Below are 22,429 nucleotides of genomic sequence, written 5' to 3'. Positions count from 1 at the left end.
CACCGCGCGGCGGACGTACCGATCGCAAGGACTCTGATGACGGACATCACCACGGCCCCCGTGCCCGAGACCGATGAGCAGCGCTCGGCCCGCTTCGAGCGGGACGCCCTCGTCCTGCGAACTCCCCTGTACGCCCAGGCGATGCGGCTGACCCGGAACCCCGCCGACGCGGAGGACCTGGTGCAGGAGACCTACACCCGGGCCTACCGGAGCTTCCACCGGTTCCACCCCGGCACCAACCTGCGGGCCTGGCTGTTCCGGATCCTGATGAACCTCTACCTCACCTCCTACCGCAAGAAGCAGACCGAGCCGCGCTGCACCCCCACCCCCGAGTTCGAGGACTGGCAGCTCGTCAGCGTCGCGTCGCACACCTCCCACGGGATGCCCTCCGCCGAGGCGCAGTTCCTCGACCTCGTGCCGGACCCGGCGGTCAGCCAGGCGCTGATGTCGATACCCGACGGCTTCCGCACCGTCATCTACCTCGCCGACGTGGTGGGCCTGCCGTACGACGAGATCGCCGCGCTCGTCGGCATCCCCGCCGGCACCGTCAACTCCCGTCTGCACCGCGGCCGGCGCAGGCTGCGCAGCCTCCTGGACGGCTACCAGGGCCTCACCGCGCGGGACACGGGCCGCGGGGAGGGGACGTAGCCGCCCCCGGACGACACCCGCCGCGGGACGACACCCGCCCCCGGACGACACCCGCCACCCCGACGCCGCCGCAGCGCGGCCAGATCAACGAAGGTGCGACACCTCATGACCACCGAGACACCCGCCGGTTCCCGGGCGACAGCCCCGCCGGCGCCCGGCCGGCTCCCCCTGTCCGCGCTGCTCGCGCTGGCGACTGCCGTCTTCCTCACCAGCCTCACCGAGACCCTGCCGGCCGGTGTGCTGCCCGCCATGAGCAGCGCCCTGCACGCGAGCGAGTCGGCCACCGGACAGACCGTCACCGTGTACGCGATCGGTACGGCGCTCACCGCGATCCCGCTGACCGCGGCCACCGCCGGGTGGCGGCGCAAACGGCTGCTGCTGACCGCCGTCACGGGCTTCGCGATGGCCAACACCGTCACCGCGCTCTCCTCCGACTACACCCTGACCATGGTGGCCCGCTTCGTCGCGGGCGTCGCCGCCGGTCTTGCCTGGGCCCTGCTCGCCGGGTACGCCCGGCGGCTGGCCCCGCCCGGCCTGGAGGGCCGCGCCATAGCGATCGCGATGGCCGGGATCCCCGTGGCGCTCGCCCTGGGCGTGCCGGCCGGCACCTTCCTCGGTTCGGCCTTCGGCTGGCGTACGGCCTTCCTGACCATGAGCGCGCTCACCGTCGTCCTCATCGCCTGGACCGCCGTCTCGGTGCCCGACCATCCCGGCCAGGAGCGCGGGGAGCGGGTCCCGATGCTGCGCTCCCTCGGCGTGCCCGGCGTGGCGCCGGTGCTGTTCGTGACCCTGGTCTTCGTCCTGGGCCACACGATCCTGTACGCCTACATCGCCACGCTGCTCCGCGACCGCGGGCTGGGCGGCGCCACGGACCTCGTCCTGCTGGTCTTCGGCGCGGCCTGCCTGGTGAGCATCTGGGCGGTGGGCGCCCATATCCACCGCCGCTCCCGCGGCCTCACCCTCGCCTGCGTCCTCCTGGTCGCCGCGGGCGCGCTGCTGCTCGCGCTGCCGGACGGCGGCGACCTCCTCGTTTATGCGGCGGTGACGCTGTGGGGGCTGGGCTGGGGCGGCGTGCCCACGCTGCTCCAGACCGCGGTGGGCGAGGCGGGCGGTGAACAGGCGGACGCGGCCCAGGCCATGCTGGTCACCCTGTGGAACGTGGCCATGGCCGCGGGCGGTGTCGCGGGCGGCGTCCTGCTCGACTCCCTCGGCACCATCGCGTTGCCCCGCGGCCTGCTCCTGCTGCTCCTGCCCGTCCTGCTGACCGTCGCCGGCGCCCGCACCCACGGCTTCCCCGTCCGACGGACGGGGGGCTGAACCGGGCGGGTGCCACCCGGCACCGGCCGGGCGCGGGCCGGCAGGCGGGCGGGCCGGCGGGCGGGCGGGCCGGCGGGCGGGCCAGGGCCCCGCGAAGGCGGTGGCCCCGGCCCGCCGACGGCCGGTCGGTCCCGCCCGCTCACCGGGCGGTCCAGCCCCCGTCCACCGCCATGGCGGCGCCCGTGACGAACGAGGAGCGGTCGCTGCACAGCCATACCGCCGCCTCCGCTATCTCGGCCGGCGTGGCCATCCGCCGCTGTATGGACCGGGCGACGAAGGGATCCGCCAGTTCCGGGTGGTCGGTGAGCACCTGGTCCATGAGTTCCGTCCGGGTGCTGCCGACGACGAGCGTGTTCACCCGGACCCCGCGCTGCCCGTACTCGTCCGCCGCGGCCCGGGTCAGGCCGACCACCGCGTGTTTGGCGGCGATGTACGGCGAGACGGTCCCGGTGGCCCGCACCCCGGCCACGCTCGCCGTGTTCACGATGGAACCGCCGTCGCCGGACTCCAGCATGGCCGGCACCTCGTACTTCAGGCAGTTCCAGACCCCGCGCAGGTTGATGTCGATGATCCGGTCGAACACGGTGTCGGGGGTCTCGTGCAGCAGCGTGCCCGAGGTGGCCCACCCCGCGTTGTTCAGCGCCCCGTCCAGCCGGCCGTAGGTCTCGACCGCGATGCCGACCGCCCGCCGTACGTCGTCGGGCCGTACGACGTCTCCGGGCGCCGGGACGGCCCGGCCCCCCGCCGCGGTGATCTCCTTGGCGACCACCTCCAGCGCGTCGGCGCGGCGGGCCATCAGCACGACCGCGGCGCCCTCGGCGGCGAACAGCCGGGCCGCTTCGGCCCCGATGCCGCTCGACGCCCCGGTGACCAGGAGAACCTTTCCGTTCAGCATTCCTCGCACGTTCGTACCCCGTCCTTAGGCTGAACCGCGGCGCGGGCCGCGCCGCGATGACGTGAGAAGTGCCGTATCCACTGCGCCGGGCGCGCGTCGCGCACCCGGGCGGGCTCAGACCAGCGACTGGCCGCCGTCCACGGTGACCACCGATCCGGTCACGTAGGGGTTGGCCATCAGGAACACCGCCGCGGCCGCCGCCTCTTCGGCGGTGCCGTAGCGGCCCAGCGGCAGATGCGCGCCGGCCGCGGCGACGGCGGCGGCCGCCGCGTCGGGATCCGCGTCCCCGAGCCGCAGCCGGTTCCGCAGCGAGGGGGTGTCCAGACTGCCGGCGCGTACGGCGTTGACCCGGATCCGCCAGGGCGCCAGTTCCACCGCGAGCGCCCTGGCGAGTCCCTCGCACGCGGCGGCCGAGGCGATCGCCGCCGCGGCCCCGGCGACCGGGCGCACGGTGTAGAGGCCGGACATGAAGGCGAGCGAGCCGCCGGCCGGCAGCCGGCCGGCGGCGCAGCGGGCCGCGGCGTAGCCGCCCCACAGCCGTACGTCGACGGCGTCCTGGACCTCGGGGCGCCCGGCCTGTGCCAGCGGCAGGCGACGCGAGGTGCCCGCCGTGACGAGCACGTGGTCCACCGGGTCCGCCAGGTCGAAGACCTCGGCGAGCCGGGCCTCGTCGGTGACGTCGGCGGTCAGGGTCCGCACCATGGCGGACTCCGGCAGCGACCGGGCCGCCTCCTTCAGACGCGGTTCGTCACGGGCCACGAGCACGAGCCGCGCGCCGACCTCGGCCAGCAGCCGGGCCGCGGCCAGGCCGATGCCCGAACTGCCGCCGATGACGAGGATGCCGTGCCCGCGCAGGGACGTGGGGAGGGGGGAACGGACCGGGGTTGGGGGACTCACGAAGACCTCCGGGTCGATACGACGGACGTGCCGGGATGTGCGGGTGTTCCGTTCGTACGGCAGGGGAAGCAGTCGCCTGCTGTGGGGGTCCCGTGCGGTGACTCAGTCCGACAGCGCCGAGGCCTGCCGGGCGCCTATCTCGATCGACTTGGCGACGCTTTCCACGGCGATGCCGGGGAGCAGCAACTCCCACATGACGGCCGTGCGGTGCGGCAGGTCGGCGCGCCGGCAGATCAGGTCGGAGTAAAGCTGAAGGCCGGTACACGCACCGACCAGGAACTCGGCCGTCTCGCGGGTGGAGACGTGGTCGCGCAGCTCGCCGTTGGCGCGAGCCTCCAGCAGACACGCCTCGAAGATCCGCCGCCACTCCGCGTACGAAGCGGTGTCCTCGAACTGGAGACTCGTCTGTTCCACGGCCAGCCGGACGCCGGCGCGCAGCAGCGGGTCCTCCTGGAGCTGGCGTGCCCACACCAGGGTGATGTCCACCGCCCGTTGCAGGCCTTCCGTGCCCAACCGCGGGATGATCGTGGCGGGTTGGGCGTTCATGACCTGACGGGCCAGGGCCTCCTTGCTGGGGAAGTGGAAGTAGACCGCGCCCAGGGTGACGCCGGCCCGCTTCATGATCTCCCGCATGCTGGCGCCGTTGTACCCGCGCTCGTCGAAGACCTCCGCCGCCGCACGGAGGATCTCCTCCCGCGTCCGGGTGGCACGTTCCTGCTTCGGCTCCGCCATGGAACAGTCGGCCTCTCTCGACAATCAAAAAGAACATACGTTATGTTACGCGGCGCGAGGTCGCCCTGCCAGATACCCGGGTAATTCAATCCGAATGCTGTTCCTGGAGAGTCTGATGACTGGAACCGTTCAGCCCCGCAACTCCTCGCTGCCGGACGCGTGGCAGCCCGTGACGAACGAACTGGTGCACAAGCACGACCGCGCGGAGGTCCTCCTGAAGCGCTTCGAGCGGACCGGGCCGGACACCTTCACGGTCAGTGCCGTGTGGCCGGCGAAGCACTCCTTCTACGGAACGGACGTCGGCGTCTACGACCCGATGCTGTTCATCGAGACGGTGCGCCAGAACGTCCCGCTCCTGTCGCACGTCGGCTACGAGGTCCCCTTCGAACACCGCCTGATCTGGCAGGACTTCACCTGCGAGATCGGCCGGTCCGCCATGCAGGTCACCGAGTCGCAGGCGACGCTGGAACTGCGCATAGCCTGTTCGCGGATCGTCCGCCGGGGCCCCCGCATGGCCGCCCTGACCATGGACGTCATCGCCCTGCGCGAGGGCATGCACCTGGGCACCGCCCGCGTCCGCTTCACCAGCAACCCGCCCGCCGTCTACCGGCGGCTGCGCGGCACCCGGGCCGACCTCGACCGGGCCGTCGCCGCCGCGCTGGAACCGGCACCGCCGGTGCACCCCGGCCTGGTCGGCCGGGCGCACGGCACCGACGTGGTGCTGTCGCCGTCCGAGTTGCAGGGGCGGTGGCTGCTGCGCAGCGACACCGGTCATCCGATCCTCTTCGACCACCCCGTCGACCATGTCCCCGGCATGCTCCTGCTGGACGCGGCCCGCCAGGCGGCCCACGCCGTGTCCGCGCCCGGCGCCGCGGCCCCCGTGCGGTTCGACGCGCGGTTCCACCGGTACGTGGAACTGGACGCACCGTGCTGGATCGCCGCGGAGTCCGCACAGCCCGACCTGATGGGCCGCCCCGGCGTCACCGTCAGAGCACTGCAGAACGGCGAGGTGGCCTTCTCCTGCTCCGTGGCCACCGAGTCCCCGGCCCTCTCCCGAGCGGCCTGACCCGCACCCCCGGAACCCGTCGGGGCGCGTCTCCCCCCTTCCGGCGCGCCCCGCGGCCACAGGGGCCGGGCGTGTGGGATCCCGCGAGGGATGAGAAGGTCTGCCGGGTGAGCGAGACACCACCGAACACCCTGCGATACCGCTTTGACGGGCCAGAAGAGGCTCCGGTCCTGATCCTGGCTCTCTCACTGGGCACGACCTGGCACAGGTTGTAAAGACCGTCCAGGGACGTCTTCGCCAGTCCAGCGCGGGCATGAAACCGCAGGTCAGGAGCTCCTGGTCCGGGAGCAGCCGCCCAGTTGGTGATGGCTGTGTGATAGGCGGGTGATACGGCGAGGCCCCGCCGGGCCCGTCCTGACGGGACCTCTGCCCAGCCGTGAGACGACGAAGCCGCACCGGAGCGCTCCGGTGCGGCTTCGTCGTGAGATCGGGTGCGCCGGCGAGGGCGATGCGGTCGGCGCCCTATGCGGTCCGTGTTCGTGAGACGCTTTCGGGGATGCGGGGATTTGCGATCGCACTCGCTCCCCCGTCCATTCGAGGGATCTGCTCCTCTGACGGCACGCCCCGGACACGGATGGGGCGGAGCCCTCACGAACCGCACAGGGAAAGCCCAGCTCAGGCGCGAGCGCGCCCGGCATTGCGGCGTGTGACCCAGCCGAGGGCGACGTCCACCGCGAGGAAGCCGGCGAGGGGGATCCCGAGTAGCGGGACGTAGTAGCCGAGGACGGCGACCACCGCGACGCAGGGCGCCAGCACCTGCACCGGAATCTACCGCCAGGCGCCGCGGGAAATCGGGCGGCCGAAGGCGGAGCCGCGGCCATGCTGCCACCACATGCGGTAGCCCCGGAGGATGAGGAGGATCAGGGCCAGGGCGAGGCCAGCCAGTGCGACCTGGTTGGCGAGGCGGGTCAGGGTGCCGGTGTGGGCGTCGATGCCCCACCGGGTCAGCTTGGCCAGCACCGGGTGGTCGGAGAAGCGCAGCACGTCGGTGACCTCGCCGTGGCCGGGTCGACGGCGATCGGCTTTCCTACCGTGCACTTCCGCCCACAGCCCTGCGACCTCCCTCGACGGGGCATGGGCCGCTGCCACCGTCGCCAGCGAATGGCACAACGGCGAACGCGCCGAAACTCCCATCCGCGACGAAGGTCACATCCCCCGCGAAGAGCCGGTGTCAGTCACCCCGAGCGGGTGGAGTCGACTCGTCTTCTTCCTCCTCCATCAAGCGGATGCCCTCATGGGTCAGCGACGCGGTGGCGGGCGTCTTGTGCGATGTCCATTCGACGGTGATCAGGCCCGCGTCGGCCAGGTAGGCGCAGGCTGCGGAGAGGTCCGCGTCGGGAAGACGGACCTCGTCACGGAGTGTCTCTCCGCTGACATCAGGACGATTGCGTTCGACGGCCCCATACAGGGATCGGAGAATCGCTTTGCGGCAGGTCTTGCGTTCACGGAGTGTCGTCATGGCTGTCGCTCTCGGGCTCGTGGCCGACGGTGCAGGCGCTGATGGTGGGCGGAGGCTTCGTAAGCCGCCGAAGTCCTGTCACTCACACCTCGTCTGCGTTTTGCGGCCTGGCTGATTCGCTGGACGCCGGCCAGGACTATGCGGGCTGTGAGGCGCGACGCCCACCTCGACGACGCCACGAGCGGCTCCGGAGTCGCCGCGACGAGGCGGACCCAGGCGTTGCCCGCGGAGGGCAACGGTTCGTCATCCATGCGTACCTCCTGCGGGCGATGGCGCTGAGGACATATGCGGCCACCGCTCGGAACATTCGCCATCCGGCTGCCCGCCGCCCTTCCGCCTGCGCCCTTTTCTGAAGCGTATGCCGCGACTGTGCTCCCTGCCGTCGAAGCAGGCACCGGGGTCGAATTCCCAGGAGATCCCGGGGGCTCGGGGAGTAGCGTGGGAGGGCGAGGCGAGTCGCGTGTTCGCACCGGCTCCCGAAGACGGGTGGTCCCCATGACCGGCTCCGATTCACCCTCTGATTCCCGGCATCTGCCGAGCGGTGTTCACGAGGCCGTACGGCCTGGGTGCGCGCTCCTGCGGCTGGAGACTACGGAGTCGCGGGAAGGTGTCCTGGATGGTGCGTGGTGGCCGCGGTCGCGCGACATCGGTGCCGAGCTGCCCGAGCTGCTGAGCGCCCTCACCAGGCACCTCGGCCCCGTCACGCGCGTCGGGCTGGACACCACGGCCTGGGCAGGGCTCCCGACGCGGATCGTCGTCGACGACCGGGTGGTGCACATCGACTCCTTCCCCGTGGGTGACGACACGGTCCTGATCACCCGGGGCGACCAGGACCTCTTCTCGCTGCTGGTGGTCCCGCCGAACGCGACACCCGAGGCCGCCCGCGCTGCGATGGCCCAGGCAGTGCGGGCAGACAACATCAGCCAGGCGGAACAGATCCTCATCGATACCGGGAGCGGGCAGGAGCCGTCGGACTGATGCTCCGCACCTCGACCGAGGCCGGTGAGGTCAGCCGCGCCACTCCACCATGAGCAGCGTCGCGTCATCCGTGGTGTGTCCGCCCCGCGCCCGCTTGAGAGTGTGGGACAGGGAGCGCGTCACCGCCCGGACCCCTCGGCCGGTCCTCTCCAGATGGTTCACACAGTCGATCAGTTGGTCCTCCCCGAAGTCCTCCCCGCCGGACTTGTGCTCCTCGACCACTCCATCGGTGAAGCAGAGGACCCGGTCCCCGCGCTCCAGCCCCAGTTCGCTGACCCGTGGCTCCGAACCGCCCAGGCCGACCGGGAGGGTCGTCGGGGCGACCAGGCGCTGCGCGACGCGGTGGTCGCGGACGAGTATCGGCGGCGGGTGTCCGGCATTGACCCACTGCACCCGTCCCGTCGTCGTGTCCAGCTCCATCATCTGCGCGGTGACGAAGTGTTCGGGACCGAACTGCTCCGCCACGGCGCGGTCCATGACGTCGTAGATCGCCGACAGTCCGGTGCCGAGGCGGCGGGCGTGGCGGTAGGCGCCGATGGCCACGGTGGCCATCGTGGCCGCGTCCAGTCCGTGGCCCATCGCATCGATCATGACCACGTGGAGGACGTCGCCGTTGAGGGCGTAGTCGAAGCTGTCGCCGGCCACGTCATAGGCGGGTTCTAGGATCCCGGCCACGGCGACCCGAGGCATGATCATCGCCAGCGGCGGCAGCAGGGACCACTGGATCTCCGCGGCGGCGCTCATCGCCTCACCGCGCCGGACACGGAAGAACAGGTCGGAATAGCCGTGCTTGGTCACCAGCAGGTCGGCCACCAGGCCGGAGATCCGGAGCAGCAGGCGGCGGTCGTCGTCATCAACACTGTCCAGCGTCACCGCCATGACCCCCACCTGGTCACCGCCGTCCAGCAGCGGCAGATGGACCCGGACACCGTCCTCCTCGGGCAGCTCGACGCGAACCGCGTCGAGAAAGCAGCGGCCCGCCTCGGAGCCGTCGATCACGTGCGGTTCCCCGTCCGTGAGGCCCTCACCGGGCAGGGGCACGAGCAGCAGCTGGCCGTAGTCCTGCAACAGCACCTGCGGACAGCGGCCCCCGAGCCGCTCCACCACGTCTGCGACAAGCGGCCCGATCAGATGGGGAGGCAGCTCGTGCGCTCCATCGAGAACCGCTCCCAGCAACGCTTCCCCGAAGCTCTCGGAGCGGTCCGTGCGCCGTCCGGACGTCATCCGCTCACCGCCGTGATCCGCATGTATCGGTTGCGGCGGGGTGGGTCGACGAAGAGATTGCTCGTGCCATCGCTCCACCGGGGGACATCGACGACCGGCGCGGCCGGCCGGTCACATGGGCCCGACGGCGTCGGGCCCTCACCTGAGTCAGGGGCCTCCTTCCGACTCCCATGTGGCTTCTCCGTCGAGGCCGTTCTCGGCGATTGCCAGGATGCGCGGAGCCGGCAGCGGGTTCTCGGGGTCGGCGGCGGCGGTCAGCAGCCGGCTGGCCGCTCCGGCCGGCTCCTCGGGCGGGATCACCAGCAGCTCCCAGCGACCCACCGTGCCGCAGTCCAGGGTGATGGCATGCGCTTCGGCGGCGAGGCCGGTCAGGGACACCTCGATCACGTGGCCGGGCGCCAGCACCGTCTGCGGGGCATCGGGCCAGGACGCGGCGTCCACGGTGACGCGGATGACGGTGCCGACAGCCGGGTCCAACGAGCCGACCAGCGCGGGCAACTCCAGTTCCAACGCGTCACAGCGCGGCCACCACGCTCCGTCCAGCGGGCCGTGACTGACATCCGGAGTCAGACGCAGCCGGGGCAAGGGCATCCGATAGCTATGTGCGTCATCTGATGACGTACCCTCGGCGGCCTTGCTGACGTCGTCCATCGTGCGATCCCGTCCCGGGCGGCTTGCGGCTGCCCGCGTGTCTCGCTCGCCGGGAACGGCTCCGCCGTGGTCGCGCGGCCGAATAGCTCTCGGTACATATCAGCCTACTCCGGCCGTGGCAGACGGCGCGGCGCTCAACCGTCGTGCAGGTGGCAAGCGGCTCGGCTGTCCCGGCCGCCGGCTCATCGTCCCTTTGCTTGATCACCGGCTTGCCGGGGATCAAGCTTTCCACGGGCAGGATCAGCGTGCGGGGAGCGACCGGGCCGGGTAGCCCTACCATCTCTCCGAAGTTCTGCCAGCCCAGGACTCGAAGGCGGCTTGTCCGGCCTGGTCGAACGGATGGAGCAGGGAGACCCAGAGCTGCATGCCGGTCGGTGAGCGGACGCTGCTGCAGACGGCGGGCGATGTCGCGGTGCTGAGCGTGCGGATGGGCGACGACCTGAGTGAGTACGACGAATCGTGCGCAGGCGGCCAGCCGTTGGATGCTCTCAGCTCACCGCACAGATCGACGAGCTGAATCAGCGCCTGACCCGGCTCGTCGAGCGCAGCCCCATCGAGTACTCCTCGGGCCGCCGGACCTCGCGTCGGCTCAACCGTGGCGGCGACCGGCAGGCCAACGCAGCTCTGCACCGCATCGTGTTCACACGGCTGCGCTGCGATCCCCCCACCCAGGCGTACTACGAACGCCGCACCCAGGAGGGCAAGACCCGCCGTGAGATCATCCGATGCCTCAAGCGGTATGCCGCCCGCGAGGTATTCAACCTGGTCAGCCATGTTGCCCGCACCCCTGCGTTATAGGGGCGTCGGTGATAGGGAGAGGCCGCGCCGGGGAGACCTCTGCCCGGCGCCGCTGGACGCAGCCCCACCGGAGCACTCCGGTGTGGCTGCGTCCAGAGCTCGACTGTGCCTGCCGTATCAGGGCGAAGGCCCGCCGCACCTTGTCCTCACGTCGCGCGACACCGCATCACGGCCGGGCCACGTATAACCACCCCCGAGAGCATTACCGATCAACGTCTTCCCCACCGCTCACCGGCACGTGAGTGCCGCTCAAAGGTGACTGGCTATCGCCGTGCTGATTCCCTGCCACCCCACCGCCGAGCGGGCCGCTCCCAGCAGGGACTAGGCCATCATTGCTGCGGGGTCGGGGCTCGGTCCGGCCGGCTGGCTGCGGTTGCTGTGCCAGTCCAGTATCAGGACCGTGGCGTCGTCCTTGAGGTTGCCGTGGCAGGCGTCGAGCACCGCAGCGGTCAGGGTCCGGACGGCTTCTCGAGGGTGCAGCGCGCGGGTGTCGTGGACGACCGAGGCCAGGTCGACGGCCGCGGCACCGCGTTCCTGCATTCCGTCGGTGAGCAGGACCAGGCGGTCCCCGGGTCTCAGGAGTAGTTCCTGTAGGCGGTAGGTGGTGGGTGCCGCCACACCGAAGGGCAGGTTGACGGCGAGTTTCACCTCTTCGACGGCATTGTCACGCAGCAGCAGGGGCCGGGGCTGGCCGGCGTTGACCAGTTCGCACAGGCCCGTATCGAGGTCGACGCACAGCAGCTGTCCGGTGGCCAGGCCGTAGCTGTGGCTCAGCAGGGCCTCGTGGGCGCGGCGGGCCTGCTTGAGGGCGTCACAGCCGCTGCGACGTGCCCGCCGCAGCGCGCCGACCAGCAAGGTGGCCAACAGAGCAGAGTTCGTGTCGTGGCCCATGGCATCGGTGATCGACAGGTGCAGAGTGTCGCGGTCCAGCGTGTAGTCGTAGGTGTCGCCACCGATGTCGTCGGCCGGGACCAGCCCGGCGGCCAGAGTGAACTGGGCCGCCTCGCAGCAGGAGGCCGAGGGAAGCAACTGGTGCTGGATCTCCGCCGCCAGGCTGGTCTCGGTAGTGCGCCGGCCCTGGTGGTACAGATCGGTGAAGCGGCGGTCCGTGACGATGATGTAGGCCAGCGCGTGGGCCGCGTGGCGGATCTGGCGCAGCACGGTGTCGTCTGCGGAGGGCAGGCTCACCTCCAGGACGCCGATGCAGTCGCCGCGGTTGGTGACGGGAGTGATGACGCGTCCTCCTCCTTGGCCGTCCGGTTCCACATTCTGGCGCTGGCTTTGCAGAACGCTGTCGTAGACGCTGCCCTGCAGGTCGACCGGCTCGCCAGGTTCGGCGGCCTTGTCACCGGTCGCGGCGAGGCGTACCAGCCGCTGGCCGATGAGGTCGACGAACAGGAAGGACACGGCCTCGGCACCGAACCGCTTCTGCAGGTCCTGTGCCACCACGTCGACGGACTCACCGGGCGGGGCCGCTTCCGCAGCGGCCAGCAACTCGCCCAGTTCCAGATCTCCACCCTTCACAGCAACCTCCTGTCGGTTGCCGCACCTTCTTCCCCGGGTCTGTGCAACCTCACATGTTTTGCCCATTTGCCTGGTCAGGGCGGGATTCCAGATCGGTGCGAGCACGTCCCGCCTTCGTCAGGCGGCGTTCGTGGGCGATCGTGCGGCCGGTGCGTCGGCGGACATGGGATGCGGAGGAAACAGCATGTCGACTGCATGGCGAGCGATACGGGAACGGGCCGATGCCGCTCCGGTCCACGGTGGTTGCTCGACGCGGTGCCGGTGCGCCCCCAATTCGCCGGGTCTCCTGGCCACAGTGCCTTGCTCCAGCCGTCGCGCAGCGTGCCGCTTGGCAACTCTTCCTAAGACGTTGAACTCCGAGTAGACAGATTTTGGGGGCCGTGCAGTGGGAGTTTTTGCCGCGAAGAGCAGAGTGGAATTATCCACCGCACACGGGTCGCTCCGGCGCGCTACTGTCTATCTCAGTTGCAGTTTTGATTCCCGAAACTTCAAGTGCCCCCAGCAGGCTTCTGGGGCCCGCATCCTTCGGGGTGCGGGCCCCAGCTGCATGCCCATCCCGCAGCGGCTTTCACCCGCGGGGCGCCCCGGAGGAATCCGCAGTACCACTACGAGCGGTTCCTCCCTCAGGGCGCAGACGCATCCTGAAGCGCTGCACCGCAGCCGGCGCCCGCATCGGCACCCGGATCGCGAGGTCCCATCGCGTCACCCATTTCAGCACCTGTGCCCACGGATGTCTTCGCCGCCAGGTCTGCTTTTCGCCACCGGTCCATACTTGTAATTCTCCGTGCCATTCATCGCAGCGGGAATTCCTTGATATGTGCCACATCGAGGAAGGTTCCGCATGAACAGTATGTACACGAACCACCTCCCCGCCCGCACCGGTGAGCGCCGTACCGGCGCCGGAAGGGGCGGCAGCGGCTACGGCTCACAGGCACCGCGCCGTACCGGCGGGCCCGTCCGCTCTGGCGGTTACGGCCGCCGGCCAGTCACAGCGCAAGGTGAGTTCGCGCTGCCCAGGACGATCACCCCCGCGCTGCCCGCCGTCGAGGGCTTCGCCGAACTCGACATGCCCGAGCAGCTGCTGGCCGAACTCGGCAGGCAGGGTGTGACCGCACCGTTCCCGATCCAGGGAGCGACGCTGCCGAACTCCCTGGCGGGCCGTGACGTCCTGGGCCGCGGGCGCACCGGTTCCGGTAAGACCCTCGCCTTCCCCTCGCCTTGCTCGCCCGCACCGCCGGACAGCGTGCCGAGCCCGCCGGCCGCTGGGGCTGATCCTTGTAGTGACGGTCTGACCGGGTAAGCAGGCACAAGCCGACATCTGACCAGCAGTGTGGGCTCGACCGGCATATCGGTCGGGCCCACACTGCGTGCAGCGGGCTCCCGACGCCGTCGCTCAGTGGTCGGAATAGCTGAAGTCGCCCACGGTCCAGGCGCTGACGTCCTCGATCGCAACCCGGTACATCCCGCCTGTCTCCGGGATCCCCATGGTGCCCTGCAGGATCCGGGCGACATGGAAGTGCAGATGCATAGGGGGCCCGTTCGTCGCGGGGGTGTTGAAGGCAGCGGCGAACTCGCCCAAGCGGGCGGAATCCGTCAGTACCTCCGAGACCCTCTGTCGCCACACTGCTTCGGGAGCCAGCCGACCGGTGATGACAGCACCACCGGTGACCACGGTCAGGGACATCTGATTGCTCTGGCCGGACTCCACCAGGGCGGCGAGGTCAACCAGCAGTTCGTCGGGCTTCGACACGAGGCAGATTATATTCACCGGCCATCCGGCTGCTTGAGCGGTGACGCTACCAGGCAAGGCAGGCGCTCACGGTCTTGCCGCCGGAGGCCCGGCGGGTGGCCGTCGTGGGGTAGGCCGGTTGACCATGGGCCAGCCGAAGCCCCCGGTGCCGGTGCCGGTGCCGGTGCCGGTGCTCAGGTCAAGGGTGCGCATGCGCGGCGCATGTCGACCGCGTCGTGGACGGCCACCTCGATGGCGTCGGGGTGCGCAGTCAGTTCCAGTGTGCAGCGGCCCCCGCCGTGGCGCAGGGCATTGGTGACGAGCTCGGACACGACCACGACAGCAGTGTCCGCTGCGTCAGGGGCCACGGCCGGCTGCCGCAAACCTTCGAGGAAGGCCCGTGCCGTATCGCGTGCGTCGGTAAAGGCCGTTGCGGAACGGACGGCAGCGGTGTCGGCAATCACCGTGATCATCACGGTCACCCTGGTCTCTGGATCGTCCATGCCATGCCCGTGCCTCCCCACCCCCTGTGCCCGCCTCTCACCCGCCGACCCCGCAGAGCCACAGCGCTTGCCCGAAGGGGGGAGGACCACAGTCGACGCATGACGGCACCTGCTGCCGTGAGCCCGTGTCTCGGCAGCCCACGGTCTGCTCGGGTCGGGGGCCGTGCCGGTTCGAGCAACCGGCCTATCCGCGACGATGCCACCGGCTTCGTCACGGCGCTGAGGCGGCAGCAGGAGCGTCGACCCGCGGATCGCGGCATCCGAGTGCACACTTCCACGAGCTGCTCGATCATCCCGGGATCGTCGAGGGCGGCGCAGACCTCGTGCCGCGCCCGTCAACGGCCGGGTGCCCGCCGACGGTAGCCGCGGCGCAGTCGGCGACGTCACGCTCAGCCCTACGTGCTGCGCGGCGGTGGGTCACTGTGAGCGCCGGACTGAGCCTCGGAGCTGCTTGGACCAGCCATGGACCGGTCGAGGCGGATTGCCTCGTCTTCGAGTACGCGAAAATCTATGTCAGCCAGAGTAGACATTGGGCTGCGGCGTGGGTAAAGTTTCTCTCGTAGTCGAGATCGAGCGAGGCTCGGCAGACATGAACTGCCGGTCAGTAGTGCAGCAGTTGTAGTTCGCAGGGCGGTGCGGTGGTGGAGTTCCGAAGCCAGAGCGGTTGCAGGACGGCGACGGGACTGACGACCGGACCGGGTGGCCCGCAGTGATCAGGGGCCGCCATGAGCAGTACCGCAGTGGCAGTACCCGTAAGTGCAAGTTCGCAGTACCCAGCAGTGAGGTCATTGAGCAGTACCTCGGTGAAGGCGCCGGCTGCGGGCGCGCGCACCGGGTGATTCGGCAGTGGGGTTCTAAGCCAGAGCAGACGCAGGTCGGGCGACGGGGCTGACTGCCGAAGAGTGGCGCTGTTCGAGGCCACCAGCAGTTTGCGGTACCAGCAATTCGCAGTTCCCGTCAGTGAGTTGTTGATCGAGAGGGAAGAACGGAGGAGCCGAGCGCCATCAGGATCGCCCGGGCGGAAGTCTTGGACCCGGGTACCGCAGGACATCGATAGTGAGGTGGTCTCCGGTCAAGCAACCGCGATCCCCGCGTCCCCGACAGTGTCTCTGTCGGGTCTGCGGAAACAGAGGGCCGGTGCAGTATCAGGGCCGGCAGATGGTGTAGTAGTTCCTTCGGGGCCCTGGTGCCAGTACGGCGCCAGGGCCCCTCCACGTGTTCCACAGAGAGGTGCAATGACAGCAGACGACACCTTCGGCCGTCTCGATGACGACGACTACCCTGCCTACACCATGGGCCGAGCCGCCGAGTTGCTCGGCACTACCCCTGCCTTCCTCCGCGCCCTCGGCGAAGCCCGCCTGATCACCCCCCTGCGCTCCGAAGGCGGCCACCGCCGCTACTCCCGCTACCAACTGCGCATCGCCGCCCGTGCCCGGGAGCTCGTCGATCGGGGCACCCCCATCGAGGCCGCCTGCCGGATCGTCATCCTCGAAGACCAGCTCGCGGAAGCCCAGCGCATCAACGCCGAATATCGCCGCGCCGCCGAATCGGCGAACCCGACGGCAGCAGCATGAGATGAGTGTGCCCGTCAGCGTCGGCGGGCACCGCACGCACGGTCTCGTGTGTGGCGTGATCATTTCTTGTGGTGACCCGGTGTGTGGGCGTGTAGCGTCTGCGTCAGCTGTCGTGGTTCGGAATTCCCTGCCCGCGCCTTTGGTGTGGGCGTTTTGCTGTGCTGTGCCGCAGGGACCAGGACGATCACCTCCGTCTGCCACATGGAGTGGGAGGCGTTCATCGACTGGAAGGCATGAGACATGGCAACGGGAACTGTGAAGTGGTTCAACGCGGAGAAGGGCTTCGGCTTCATCGCCCAGGACGGCGGCGGCCCGGATGTCTTCGCGCACTACTCCGCGATCAACTCCACCGGCTTTCGTGAGCTCCAGGAGGGCCAGGCCGTGACGTTCGACGTCACCCAGGGCCAGAAGGGTCCGCAGGCCGAGAACATCAACCTGGTCTGACCTCGCAGACCTGCCCGAGAGGTTGCGCACGCCGCGTCAGGTGGCCGCCGCCCGTGCAGGCCCTGCCTGCTGTCGCGCCGGGCCGATGCAGGATCAGGGGGCCGCGCAGCAATGGCTGCGCGGCCCCCTGATCTGTGGAGGCCCGGGGCCGCCGCGACTTCGGCTTGGAACTTCCTGACCTCAGCCGCTGCAAGCGCCGTCGGGCACGGGAGCCGCATGTCTGGCGCGGCTACGGTGCAGCTCGGAGGAGCCGACGTTCAGACGCTCGTCCAGGCGTCGAGGAAGGCTTTCCGTCCAGCCGGGTCGTCCGACCTGCGGTCTGAGTGCAGGACGCGCCAAGCGGTGAGCTCGAGATCTCGGAGCCACAGTTCTCCGATGACCTGTGTCTTGAGGTCGGGCAGATGGTCGGACTCGACGAGGGCCTGACCGATCACCTCCCCGGCCGCGACGCGCTGGGGCGGGGTCATCTCATCGACGGCCGAGAGGATCTGCCGGGCCAGGGCGGCTCCCTCTCCTGCCAGCGAACGCAGCACCGGATCCTTGATGTTGACGGGCAGCAGGTACGCGGTGCCCGAAGACCTCCACAGGTCCGACCAGAAGTGCTCTCCTGCCGCGGTGGGGGCAGGCAGCGCGGCCAGCAGCCCGAGGAGATGGCCGGTGGCCGCATAGCCATCGGAGTGGGCGGCTGCGACCACTGCGACGCCGGCGATGCCCTCCATATCGAGCTGGCCCGCCTTGAGATGCGGAGCCAGGTCCAGTTGGTGTTCCAACTGGTCTGCGAGCGCGGTGGATACGTAGGGACGGACCTCAGGAAGCATCGGCGATCCTTGCGCGTAGGCGAGCGGAGATGCCCGTTCGTAAGCACTGATCGTTCCCAGGACCAGCCGTTCTACTCGGCTTCGGCAGGCTCAATTGGCGGTAGGCCAACGGGGCCGGAGTTCCCACGGTGGCGAACCGGCTCAGGCCCGGCGACGTGGCTCTGGGGTTCTGGACCGACCTCCCGTCATGTGTCCGGGTGAGGTTTCCTAGCATGATCGCATGGTTGCCAGTGACGCCCAGGAGCCCGGGGGAGGACGAGAAGCTGTGTCCCGCGACGCCGCTGAGGTTGAATATCACGTCGTGTCAGCGCGTGGAGAGCGCCGTGCAGACGGGCTACCCGACGAATCACCAGGCGACCAGGCAGGGAAGGGGGCTCACTCGCTTACTGCTCTGGTGGATCGGGTGGCCGACCTGGCCGATCCGATCAAGCCGAAATTGCGTGGCTGGCTCCATGCCGGAATGGTCCCCGCCGCACTGATCGCGGGCGTCGTACTCATCTGCCTGGCCGGTACTCAGCAGGCGGTCCTGGCCTGCGCCGTGTACTCGATCACCGCCTGGCTGCTGTTCGCGACGAGCGCCATCTACCACCGTGGCACCTGGGGACCGCTCGGCGAGGCTCTTCTGCGACGCCTGGACCACGCCAACATCTTCCTGATCATCGCCGGCACCTGCACCCCCCTGGCCGTGCTCCTCCTCCCGCCCGAGCAGCGGTCCGTGCTGCTGTGGATCGTCTGGACGGGAGCGTTGGCCGGCATCGCGTTCCGGGTCCTGTGGGTCGGAGCTCCGCGCTGGCTGTACACCCCGTGCTACCTGGCCCTGGGCTGGGCGCCGGTGACCTACCTTCCCGACTTCCTGCACACCGGCGGAGCAGCAGTAGTCATCCTGATCGTTGCCGGCGGTCTCCTGTACAGCGCGGGCGCGGTCGTCTACGCCCTGCAGCGGCCCGACCCCTCACCCCGCTGGTTCGGCTATCACGAGGTCTTCCATGCCCTGACCGTGGCAGCGTTCACCGCGCACTACGCCGCCATCTCCCTCGCCACCTACTGACCGTGCCGGGTTCGGGCTCGCGCCGCTCGTCACACACGTTGCCGCGTGCTGATCCACGACGGGCGGGGCCGTCCCCTGGGCGTCCCCCTGCTTGAAATCCGTCCGCCGTCCCGCCTGTTCTGCGGGGCGGCGCTCCGTGGGGCAGGTAGGGACAGAGGAACGAGAGAAAGGCGAGACAGCGGTCTTCAGCTGACCTGCGATGGAAGGCGCCCCCGTGTTCGAGGCGGAACCATGAGGGAATGGCGGGGCCACGAGGTGCTCGATCATGAGCGGCAACACACACGTTCAGGGAATGCGAGCACGCCGTGATCGATGCCGGAGGGGACCCCGACAGCTGCCCCGAGAAGCTCTCAGCCCTCGTCCACGTACATGCTGCTCCGCCCCGCATGCCGATCTTCGGCGCCGTCGAGTTCAGCCAGGCCGCATGCCTCCTCGGCTACCGCGTCACCGTCTGCGACGCCGGACCCGTCTTCGCCACCGCCGCCCGCTTCCCGTACGCCGACGAAGTCGTCGTCGACTGGCACGGTGAGCCTGCTCGCCGTTGACCACGGGGGCTTTTCACGGAAAGGCGCATGGACGTCACACCTGCCCGGCCTGGACCAGCACCGCCGACCAGCTCGTGGAGACTTCTCCAGGTGTGCCCGTACTCCAACGGCACCCGAACTCAGAATCCAGATCCAGACCGGGTGAGCAGTGGCCATGTCGGTCGATCATGAGCAATCGGGCCCGCTCCGAGCGCATGCGAAAGTCGATTGGGTCGAATCCGATCGGTGCCGTACAGTTCACCGTACCGACGCGGGGTGGAGCAGCTCGGTAGCTCGCTGGGCTCATAACCCAGAGGTCGCAGGTTCAAATCCTGTCCCCGCTACTCAAACGTGAAGGCCCGGCATCCACCGGGCCTTCACTGCGTGTGGGCCGGTTCGAACCTGGCTCCCGCGCGAGCAGGGCACCGCGGTCGCAGAACGCGTCAACGCACTGGGCTGCACCGACGCCGTACGCCGCCTCAGCCACCGTGCTCACGGAATCGCGGATCTGACACAAGGCGGCAATCCGTTTACACGGCGCAGCCTGCCGTCCTGCCGGCAGGCTGCGCCGATGGATCAAACCCCGCCGACCATGGGCAGACAGGAGGGACATGGGCATCGCTGGTTTCCTGGCTGGTTTTCGGTCGTCCCGGTCAGTGGTGCGATCCCAGTAGCTGGCTGCCTCGCGCCGATGCGGTGCGCGGAGTGTCGGCGACGGCGAGGGAGTGCGCCTGGTGTCGGCGGGCGTATCGCTCACAGCTGTGCTTCGCCGTCGGGGCGGGGTGCCGGAACGGCCAGAACGGCGGTGTCGTCGTCCATCCCGGTACGGAAGGCGTCGAGGGGGCTTCAGCGCACTCACCCAGCATGCGCCGGCACCGTCGAATTGCCGGCGGACGACTTGCGCGGGATCTGCCGGTCACCCGGCAGACACAGATGGTTCACCGGGCAGGCATGGGTAACCCGGCAGATGACTCCCACCGGCTGCGCAGAGCACCGGTTGGCGGCGGCCCAGAGCCACCTGCGCTGGAGGAACCCCGTGAACGGCGAATCGACCACCCCATCCTGCGAGACGCGCTTCCCCGCAGTCACGGCGAGCATCACGGCCGCCCGGCACTGGGTCCGCGAGTGTGTGGACGGTTTCGGCGGCCCGCTGCGCCGGCACCGGATGATCCAGACCGCCGAACTGCTCGTCTCGGAACTGATCACCAATGCCATCCGCCACGGCTCAGGCCCGCCCCTGATCCAGCTCACCTGGAACGGGCGGTGGCTGCACACAGCCGCCAGCGATTCCAGCGACCGCTGGCCCCGCAAACGCGCCACCGCGAACACCGAGCCCGGCGGCTTTGGCATGCAACTCCTCGACCGACTTACCCGACGCTGGGGCGTCACCCCCGGTCACCCCGGCAAAACGGTCTGGGCCGAACTCAGCTTCGATTCTTGAGCGCGGTGGCGGAGCTGACCACCAACAGCGTCGTCCACGGCGCCGGCTCGGGCGCGCTGCGGATCGGGACCGAGAGCGACCGGATCGTCTGCGAGGTCCACGACGGCGGACAGCTGAACGATCCCCTGGCCGCCCGCCGCCCGCCGCCCGCCGCCCGCCGCCCGCCCCATCCCACGCAGCCCAGCGACAGGAGGCTCCTACTCGTCCACCAGCGCGCGGACCTCGTTCCTGTCCACACCGGCCCCGACGGCACTACCATTCGCCGCTACCTCCCCGGATGACCAGGTGGCTGCCGACCCCGTGCCCGACCTCGATGCCGGCGGCCCCTGGCCGGAACGGGACCGTGCTGCCGGGCTGTGGTTCAGGCGTCGATGATGACGGGGATGATGAGGGGCTTGCGGCGGTGGGTGCGGAACGCCCAGTCCGCCACGGCGCGGGCGAGGAGTTGTTCGAGTTGACGCGCGTCCCCGACGCCTTCCTCGGCCGCGGTGGCCAGGGTCTTCTCGATGACGGGGATGACCGGCTCGAAGGTGGCGTCGTCGTGGACGAAGCCCCGGGCCAGGAAGTCGGGGGCCTCGGCGAGGGAGCCGGTGTCAGCGTCGACGATCGCCACCACCGTCACCACGCCTTCGGCAGCGAGGGTGAGGCGGTCCTTGAGAGATGCCTCGGTGGCGCCACCGACCTCCATGCCATCCACGTAGACATTGCCGGCCGGGACCTTGCCGGTGATGGACGCGCGCCCGTCGACCAGGTCGACGACGACACCGTCCTCGGCGATGACGACCCGGTCCGGGTCGACACCGGTACGGATGGCGAGGTCGCCGTTGGCTCGCAGGTGGCGCCATTCGCCATGCACGGGCATCACGTTGCGGGGCTTGACGATGTTGTAGCAGTAGACGAGTTCGCCGGCGCTGGCGTGTCCGGAGACGTGCACCTTGGCGTTGCCCTTGTGGACCACGTGGGCGCCCCACCGGGTGAGTCCGTTGATCACCCGGTAGATGGCGTTCTCGTTGCCGGGGATGAGGGAGCTGGCGAGCAGGACGGTGTCGTCCTTGCCGATGCGGATCATGTGGTCGCGGTTGGCCATCCGTGACAGCGCGGCCATCGGTTCGCCCTGGGAGCCGGTGCACACCAGCGTGATCTTGTGGTCCGGGAGCTTTTCCAGCTCCTTCGTGCTCACGATCAGACCGGAGGGGACCTTCAGATAGCCCAGGTCACGGGCGATGCCCATGTTGCGGACCATCGACCGGCCGACGAAGGCGACCTTGCGGCCGTGCTGGTGGGCGGCGTCCAGGACCTGCTGGATGCGGTGCACGTGGCTGGCGAAGCTGGAGACGATGACCCGGCGCGGCGCGGTGCGCATCACCTGCTCGATCGCCGGGTTCAGCTCTCGCTCGGAGGTGGTGAAGCCGGGTACTTCGGCGTTGGTGGAGTCGGTGAGGAACAGGTCCACGCCCTCCTCGCCGAGGCGGGCGAAGGCGCGCAGATCGGTGATGCGGTCGTCGAGAGGGAACTGGTCCATCTTGAAGTCGCCGGTGTGCAGCACCATCCCGGCCCGGGTGCGGATCGCGACCGCGAGGCTGTCGGGGATGGAGTGGTTGACCGCCACGAACTCGCAGTCGAAGGGCCCGAAACGGCGCCGGTCGCCCTCCCGCACCCGCACCGTGCGCGGCCGGATGCCGTGTTCCTTGAGTTTGGCCTCCAGGAACGCCAACGTCAGTTTGGAGCCGACGACGGGGATGTCGGACCGCTCGCGCAGCAGGTACGGTACGCCGCCGATGTGGTCCTCGTGGCCGTGGGTGAGGACCACGGCCACGATGTCGTCCAGGCGGTCCCGGATCGAGGTGAAGTCCGGCAGGATCACGTCCACGCCGGGCTGGGTCTCCTCGGGGAAAAGTACGCCGCAGTCGACGATGAGCAGCTTGCCCGCGTGCTCGAAGACGGTCATGTTGCGGCCGATCTCACCCAGGCCGCCCAGGGCGATGACCCGCAGCCCTCCTTCCGGAAGGGGCGGTGCGGCTTTCAGCTCAGGGTGTGGATGACTCATACCCTGACGGTACCCGGAGAGCGGGACAGGGTTGATCCATTGCCTGTGTGCTCCAACGAGCGCTCGATACGACCCGCCGCCATGAAGATGTACTTGCGCTCAGGTCTGCACC

Annotated in this window: 19 protein-coding genes, 1 tRNA gene and 5 pseudogenes; 13 read left to right on the top strand and 12 right to left on the bottom strand. The window is 69.6% G+C overall.

Translation table 11 applies throughout. The annotated features are described in order from the left end of the window. Positions 1–36: 36 nt before the first annotated feature. On the top strand, positions 37–648 hold the full coding sequence (locus AB0927_RS25095) for a sigma-70 family RNA polymerase sigma factor (protein WP_366669949.1): 612 nt from the start codon (positions 37–39) through the stop codon (positions 646–648). Between the two features lie 105 nt (positions 649–753). Then, entirely contained in the window at positions 754–1,965 is a 1,212-nt protein-coding gene (locus AB0927_RS25090; RefSeq protein ID WP_366669948.1) for an MFS transporter, read from the top strand. Positions 1,966–2,104: 139 nt separating this feature from the next. On the opposite strand, the gene AB0927_RS25085 is transcribed toward AB0927_RS25090, so the two are convergent. From AB0927_RS25085 to AB0927_RS25075, 3 genes are all read right to left on the bottom strand, one after another. Beyond that, on the bottom strand, positions 2,105–2,860 hold the full coding sequence (locus tag AB0927_RS25085; protein ID WP_366669947.1) for a glucose 1-dehydrogenase: 756 nt from the start codon (positions 2,858–2,860) through the stop codon (positions 2,105–2,107). 114 nt (positions 2,861–2,974) lie between these two features. Next, positions 2,975–3,757, bottom strand: coding sequence for an SDR family oxidoreductase (locus AB0927_RS25080; protein WP_366669946.1), 783 nt, complete (start codon positions 3,755–3,757; stop codon positions 2,975–2,977). 102 nt (positions 3,758–3,859) lie between these two features. Then, the gene (locus AB0927_RS25075; RefSeq protein WP_366669945.1) at positions 3,860–4,489 is read right to left on the bottom strand and encodes a ScbR family autoregulator-binding transcription factor; all 630 of its coding nucleotides are present in this window, start codon (positions 4,487–4,489) and stop codon (positions 3,860–3,862) included. 115 nt (positions 4,490–4,604) lie between these two features. Here AB0927_RS25075 and AB0927_RS25070 point away from each other — a divergent pair, with 115 nt between their 5' ends. Continuing rightward, positions 4,605–5,555: a ScbA/BarX family gamma-butyrolactone biosynthesis protein gene (locus AB0927_RS25070; RefSeq protein WP_366669944.1), complete on the top strand. Its 951-nt coding sequence runs from the start codon at positions 4,605–4,607 to the stop codon at positions 5,553–5,555. 615 nt (positions 5,556–6,170) lie between these two features. Here the strand turns inward: AB0927_RS25070 and AB0927_RS25065 are convergent. After that, positions 6,171–6,689: pseudogene (locus AB0927_RS25065) on the bottom strand (PepSY domain-containing protein). Positions 6,690–6,726: 37 nt separating this feature from the next. Continuing rightward, complete coding sequence (locus tag AB0927_RS25060) at positions 6,727–7,014, bottom strand: hypothetical protein (RefSeq protein ID WP_366669943.1); 288 nt, start codon at positions 7,012–7,014, stop codon at positions 6,727–6,729. A gap of 495 nt (positions 7,015–7,509) precedes the next feature. Between AB0927_RS25060 and AB0927_RS25055 the strand changes: the two genes are divergently transcribed. After that, the gene (locus tag AB0927_RS25055; RefSeq protein ID WP_366669942.1) at positions 7,510–7,992 is read left to right on the top strand and encodes a DUF5994 family protein; all 483 of its coding nucleotides are present in this window, start codon (positions 7,510–7,512) and stop codon (positions 7,990–7,992) included. 30 nt (positions 7,993–8,022) lie between these two features. On the opposite strand, the gene AB0927_RS25050 is transcribed toward AB0927_RS25055, so the two are convergent. Then, complete coding sequence (locus tag AB0927_RS25050) at positions 8,023–9,216, bottom strand: PP2C family protein-serine/threonine phosphatase (RefSeq protein ID WP_366669941.1); 1,194 nt, start codon at positions 9,214–9,216, stop codon at positions 8,023–8,025. A gap of 147 nt (positions 9,217–9,363) precedes the next feature. Further along, on the bottom strand, positions 9,364–9,807 hold the full coding sequence (locus AB0927_RS25045) for a DUF5994 family protein (RefSeq protein WP_366669940.1): 444 nt from the start codon (positions 9,805–9,807) through the stop codon (positions 9,364–9,366). A gap of 645 nt (positions 9,808–10,452) precedes the next feature. Between AB0927_RS25045 and AB0927_RS25040 the strand changes: the two are divergent. Then, positions 10,453–10,665, top strand: a pseudogene (locus AB0927_RS25040) (IS110 family transposase); the annotation flags it as partial. Between the two features lie 321 nt (positions 10,666–10,986). Here the strand turns inward: AB0927_RS25040 and AB0927_RS25035 are convergent. Continuing rightward, positions 10,987–12,189 (bottom strand): PP2C family protein-serine/threonine phosphatase, encoded by a 1,203-nt coding sequence (locus AB0927_RS25035; protein ID WP_366669939.1) that lies wholly within the window; start codon positions 12,187–12,189, stop codon positions 10,987–10,989. Positions 12,190–13,030: 841 nt separating this feature from the next. On the opposite strand from AB0927_RS25035, the pseudogene AB0927_RS25030 reads away from it, so the two are divergent. After that, a pseudogene (locus AB0927_RS25030) lies at positions 13,031–13,469 on the top strand (DEAD/DEAH box helicase); the annotation flags it as partial. Positions 13,470–13,582: 113 nt separating this feature from the next. Here AB0927_RS25030 and AB0927_RS25025 read toward each other — a convergent pair. Both AB0927_RS25025 and AB0927_RS25020 read right to left on the bottom strand, forming a co-directional pair. Further along, positions 13,583–13,939: a hypothetical protein gene (locus tag AB0927_RS25025; protein WP_366669938.1), complete on the bottom strand. Its 357-nt coding sequence runs from the start codon at positions 13,937–13,939 to the stop codon at positions 13,583–13,585. Positions 13,940–13,985: 46 nt separating this feature from the next. After that, positions 13,986–14,391: pseudogene (locus tag AB0927_RS25020) on the bottom strand (ATP-binding protein). Between the two features lie 1,265 nt (positions 14,392–15,656). Here AB0927_RS25020 and AB0927_RS25015 point away from each other — a divergent pair. Next, positions 15,657–15,995, top strand: a complete 339-nt coding sequence (locus tag AB0927_RS25015) for a helix-turn-helix domain-containing protein (RefSeq protein WP_366669937.1) — start codon at positions 15,657–15,659, stop codon at positions 15,993–15,995. 240 nt (positions 15,996–16,235) lie between these two features. Further along, positions 16,236–16,439: a cold-shock protein gene (locus AB0927_RS25010; protein ID WP_055495910.1), complete on the top strand. Its 204-nt coding sequence runs from the start codon at positions 16,236–16,238 to the stop codon at positions 16,437–16,439. A 257-nt stretch (positions 16,440–16,696) separates the two neighbouring features. Here the strand turns inward: AB0927_RS25010 and AB0927_RS25005 are convergent, their stop codons facing one another. Then, positions 16,697–17,257, bottom strand: coding sequence for a hypothetical protein (locus tag AB0927_RS25005; protein WP_366669936.1), 561 nt, complete (start codon positions 17,255–17,257; stop codon positions 16,697–16,699). A 220-nt stretch (positions 17,258–17,477) separates the two neighbouring features. On the opposite strand from AB0927_RS25005, the gene AB0927_RS25000 reads away from it, so the two are divergent. The 5 genes and pseudogenes from AB0927_RS25000 to AB0927_RS24980 all read left to right on the top strand — a co-directional run bounded on the left by AB0927_RS25000 (position 17,478) and on the right by AB0927_RS24980 (position 20,551). Next, positions 17,478–18,305 carry a hemolysin III family protein gene (locus AB0927_RS25000; protein WP_366669935.1) on the top strand — a complete coding sequence of 276 codons (828 nt, stop codon included), beginning with the start codon at positions 17,478–17,480 and terminating at the stop codon, positions 18,303–18,305. A gap of 317 nt (positions 18,306–18,622) precedes the next feature. Continuing rightward, a pseudogene (locus AB0927_RS24995) lies at positions 18,623–18,826 on the top strand (xanthine dehydrogenase); the annotation flags it as partial. Positions 18,827–19,099: 273 nt separating this feature from the next. Continuing rightward, a tRNA-Met gene (locus AB0927_RS24990) sits at positions 19,100–19,173 on the top strand. 692 nt (positions 19,174–19,865) lie between these two features. Continuing rightward, entirely contained in the window at positions 19,866–20,270 is a 405-nt protein-coding gene (locus tag AB0927_RS24985; RefSeq protein WP_366669934.1) for an ATP-binding protein, read from the top strand. A gap of 5 nt (positions 20,271–20,275) precedes the next feature. Next, a complete protein-coding gene (locus AB0927_RS24980) occupies positions 20,276–20,551 on the top strand; it encodes an ATP-binding protein (protein ID WP_366669985.1) in 276 nt (91 codons plus the stop codon). Positions 20,552–20,631: 80 nt separating this feature from the next. Here AB0927_RS24980 and AB0927_RS24975 read toward each other — a convergent pair whose 3' ends face one another. Next, complete coding sequence (locus AB0927_RS24975; protein ID WP_366669933.1) at positions 20,632–22,317, bottom strand: ribonuclease J; 1,686 nt, start codon at positions 22,315–22,317, stop codon at positions 20,632–20,634. Positions 22,318–22,429 lie beyond the last annotated feature (112 nt).

The sequence above is a fragment of the Streptomyces sp. NPDC048106 genome (genome assembly GCF_040706415.1).
Taxonomy (GTDB): Bacteria; Actinomycetota; Actinomycetes; order Streptomycetales; family Streptomycetaceae; genus Streptomyces.
The sequence above is the reverse complement of the archived record's forward strand: the minus strand, read 5'-3'. Positions and strand labels throughout refer to the sequence as shown.

Coding starts and splice junctions, on each gene's coding strand:
- AB0927_RS25095 (WP_366669949.1), top strand. CDS start 37: ATGACGGACATCACCACGGCCCCCGTGCCCGAGACCGATGAGCAGCGC.
- AB0927_RS25090 (WP_366669948.1), top strand. CDS start 754: ATGACCACCGAGACACCCGCCGGTTCCCGGGCGACAGCCCCGCCGGCG.
- AB0927_RS25085 (WP_366669947.1), bottom strand. CDS start 2,860: ATGCTGAACGGAAAGGTTCTCCTGGTCACCGGGGCGTCGAGCGGCATC.
- AB0927_RS25075 (WP_366669945.1), bottom strand. CDS start 4,489: ATGGCGGAGCCGAAGCAGGAACGTGCCACCCGGACGCGGGAGGAGATC.
- AB0927_RS25070 (WP_366669944.1), top strand. CDS start 4,605: ATGACTGGAACCGTTCAGCCCCGCAACTCCTCGCTGCCGGACGCGTGG.
- AB0927_RS25060 (WP_366669943.1), bottom strand. CDS start 7,014: ATGACGACACTCCGTGAACGCAAGACCTGCCGCAAAGCGATTCTCCGA.
- AB0927_RS25055 (WP_366669942.1), top strand. CDS start 7,510: ATGACCGGCTCCGATTCACCCTCTGATTCCCGGCATCTGCCGAGCGGT.
- AB0927_RS25050 (WP_366669941.1), bottom strand. CDS start 9,216: ATGACGTCCGGACGGCGCACGGACCGCTCCGAGAGCTTCGGGGAAGCG.
- AB0927_RS25045 (WP_366669940.1), bottom strand. CDS start 9,807: ATGCCCTTGCCCCGGCTGCGTCTGACTCCGGATGTCAGTCACGGCCCG.
- AB0927_RS25015 (WP_366669937.1), top strand. CDS start 15,657: ATGACAGCAGACGACACCTTCGGCCGTCTCGATGACGACGACTACCCT.
- AB0927_RS25010 (WP_055495910.1), top strand. CDS start 16,236: ATGGCAACGGGAACTGTGAAGTGGTTCAACGCGGAGAAGGGCTTCGGC.
- AB0927_RS25005 (WP_366669936.1), bottom strand. CDS start 17,257: ATGCTTCCTGAGGTCCGTCCCTACGTATCCACCGCGCTCGCAGACCAG.
- AB0927_RS25000 (WP_366669935.1), top strand. CDS start 17,478: ATGGTTGCCAGTGACGCCCAGGAGCCCGGGGGAGGACGAGAAGCTGTG.
- AB0927_RS24975 (WP_366669933.1), bottom strand. CDS start 22,317: ATGAGTCATCCACACCCTGAGCTGAAAGCCGCACCGCCCCTTCCGGAA.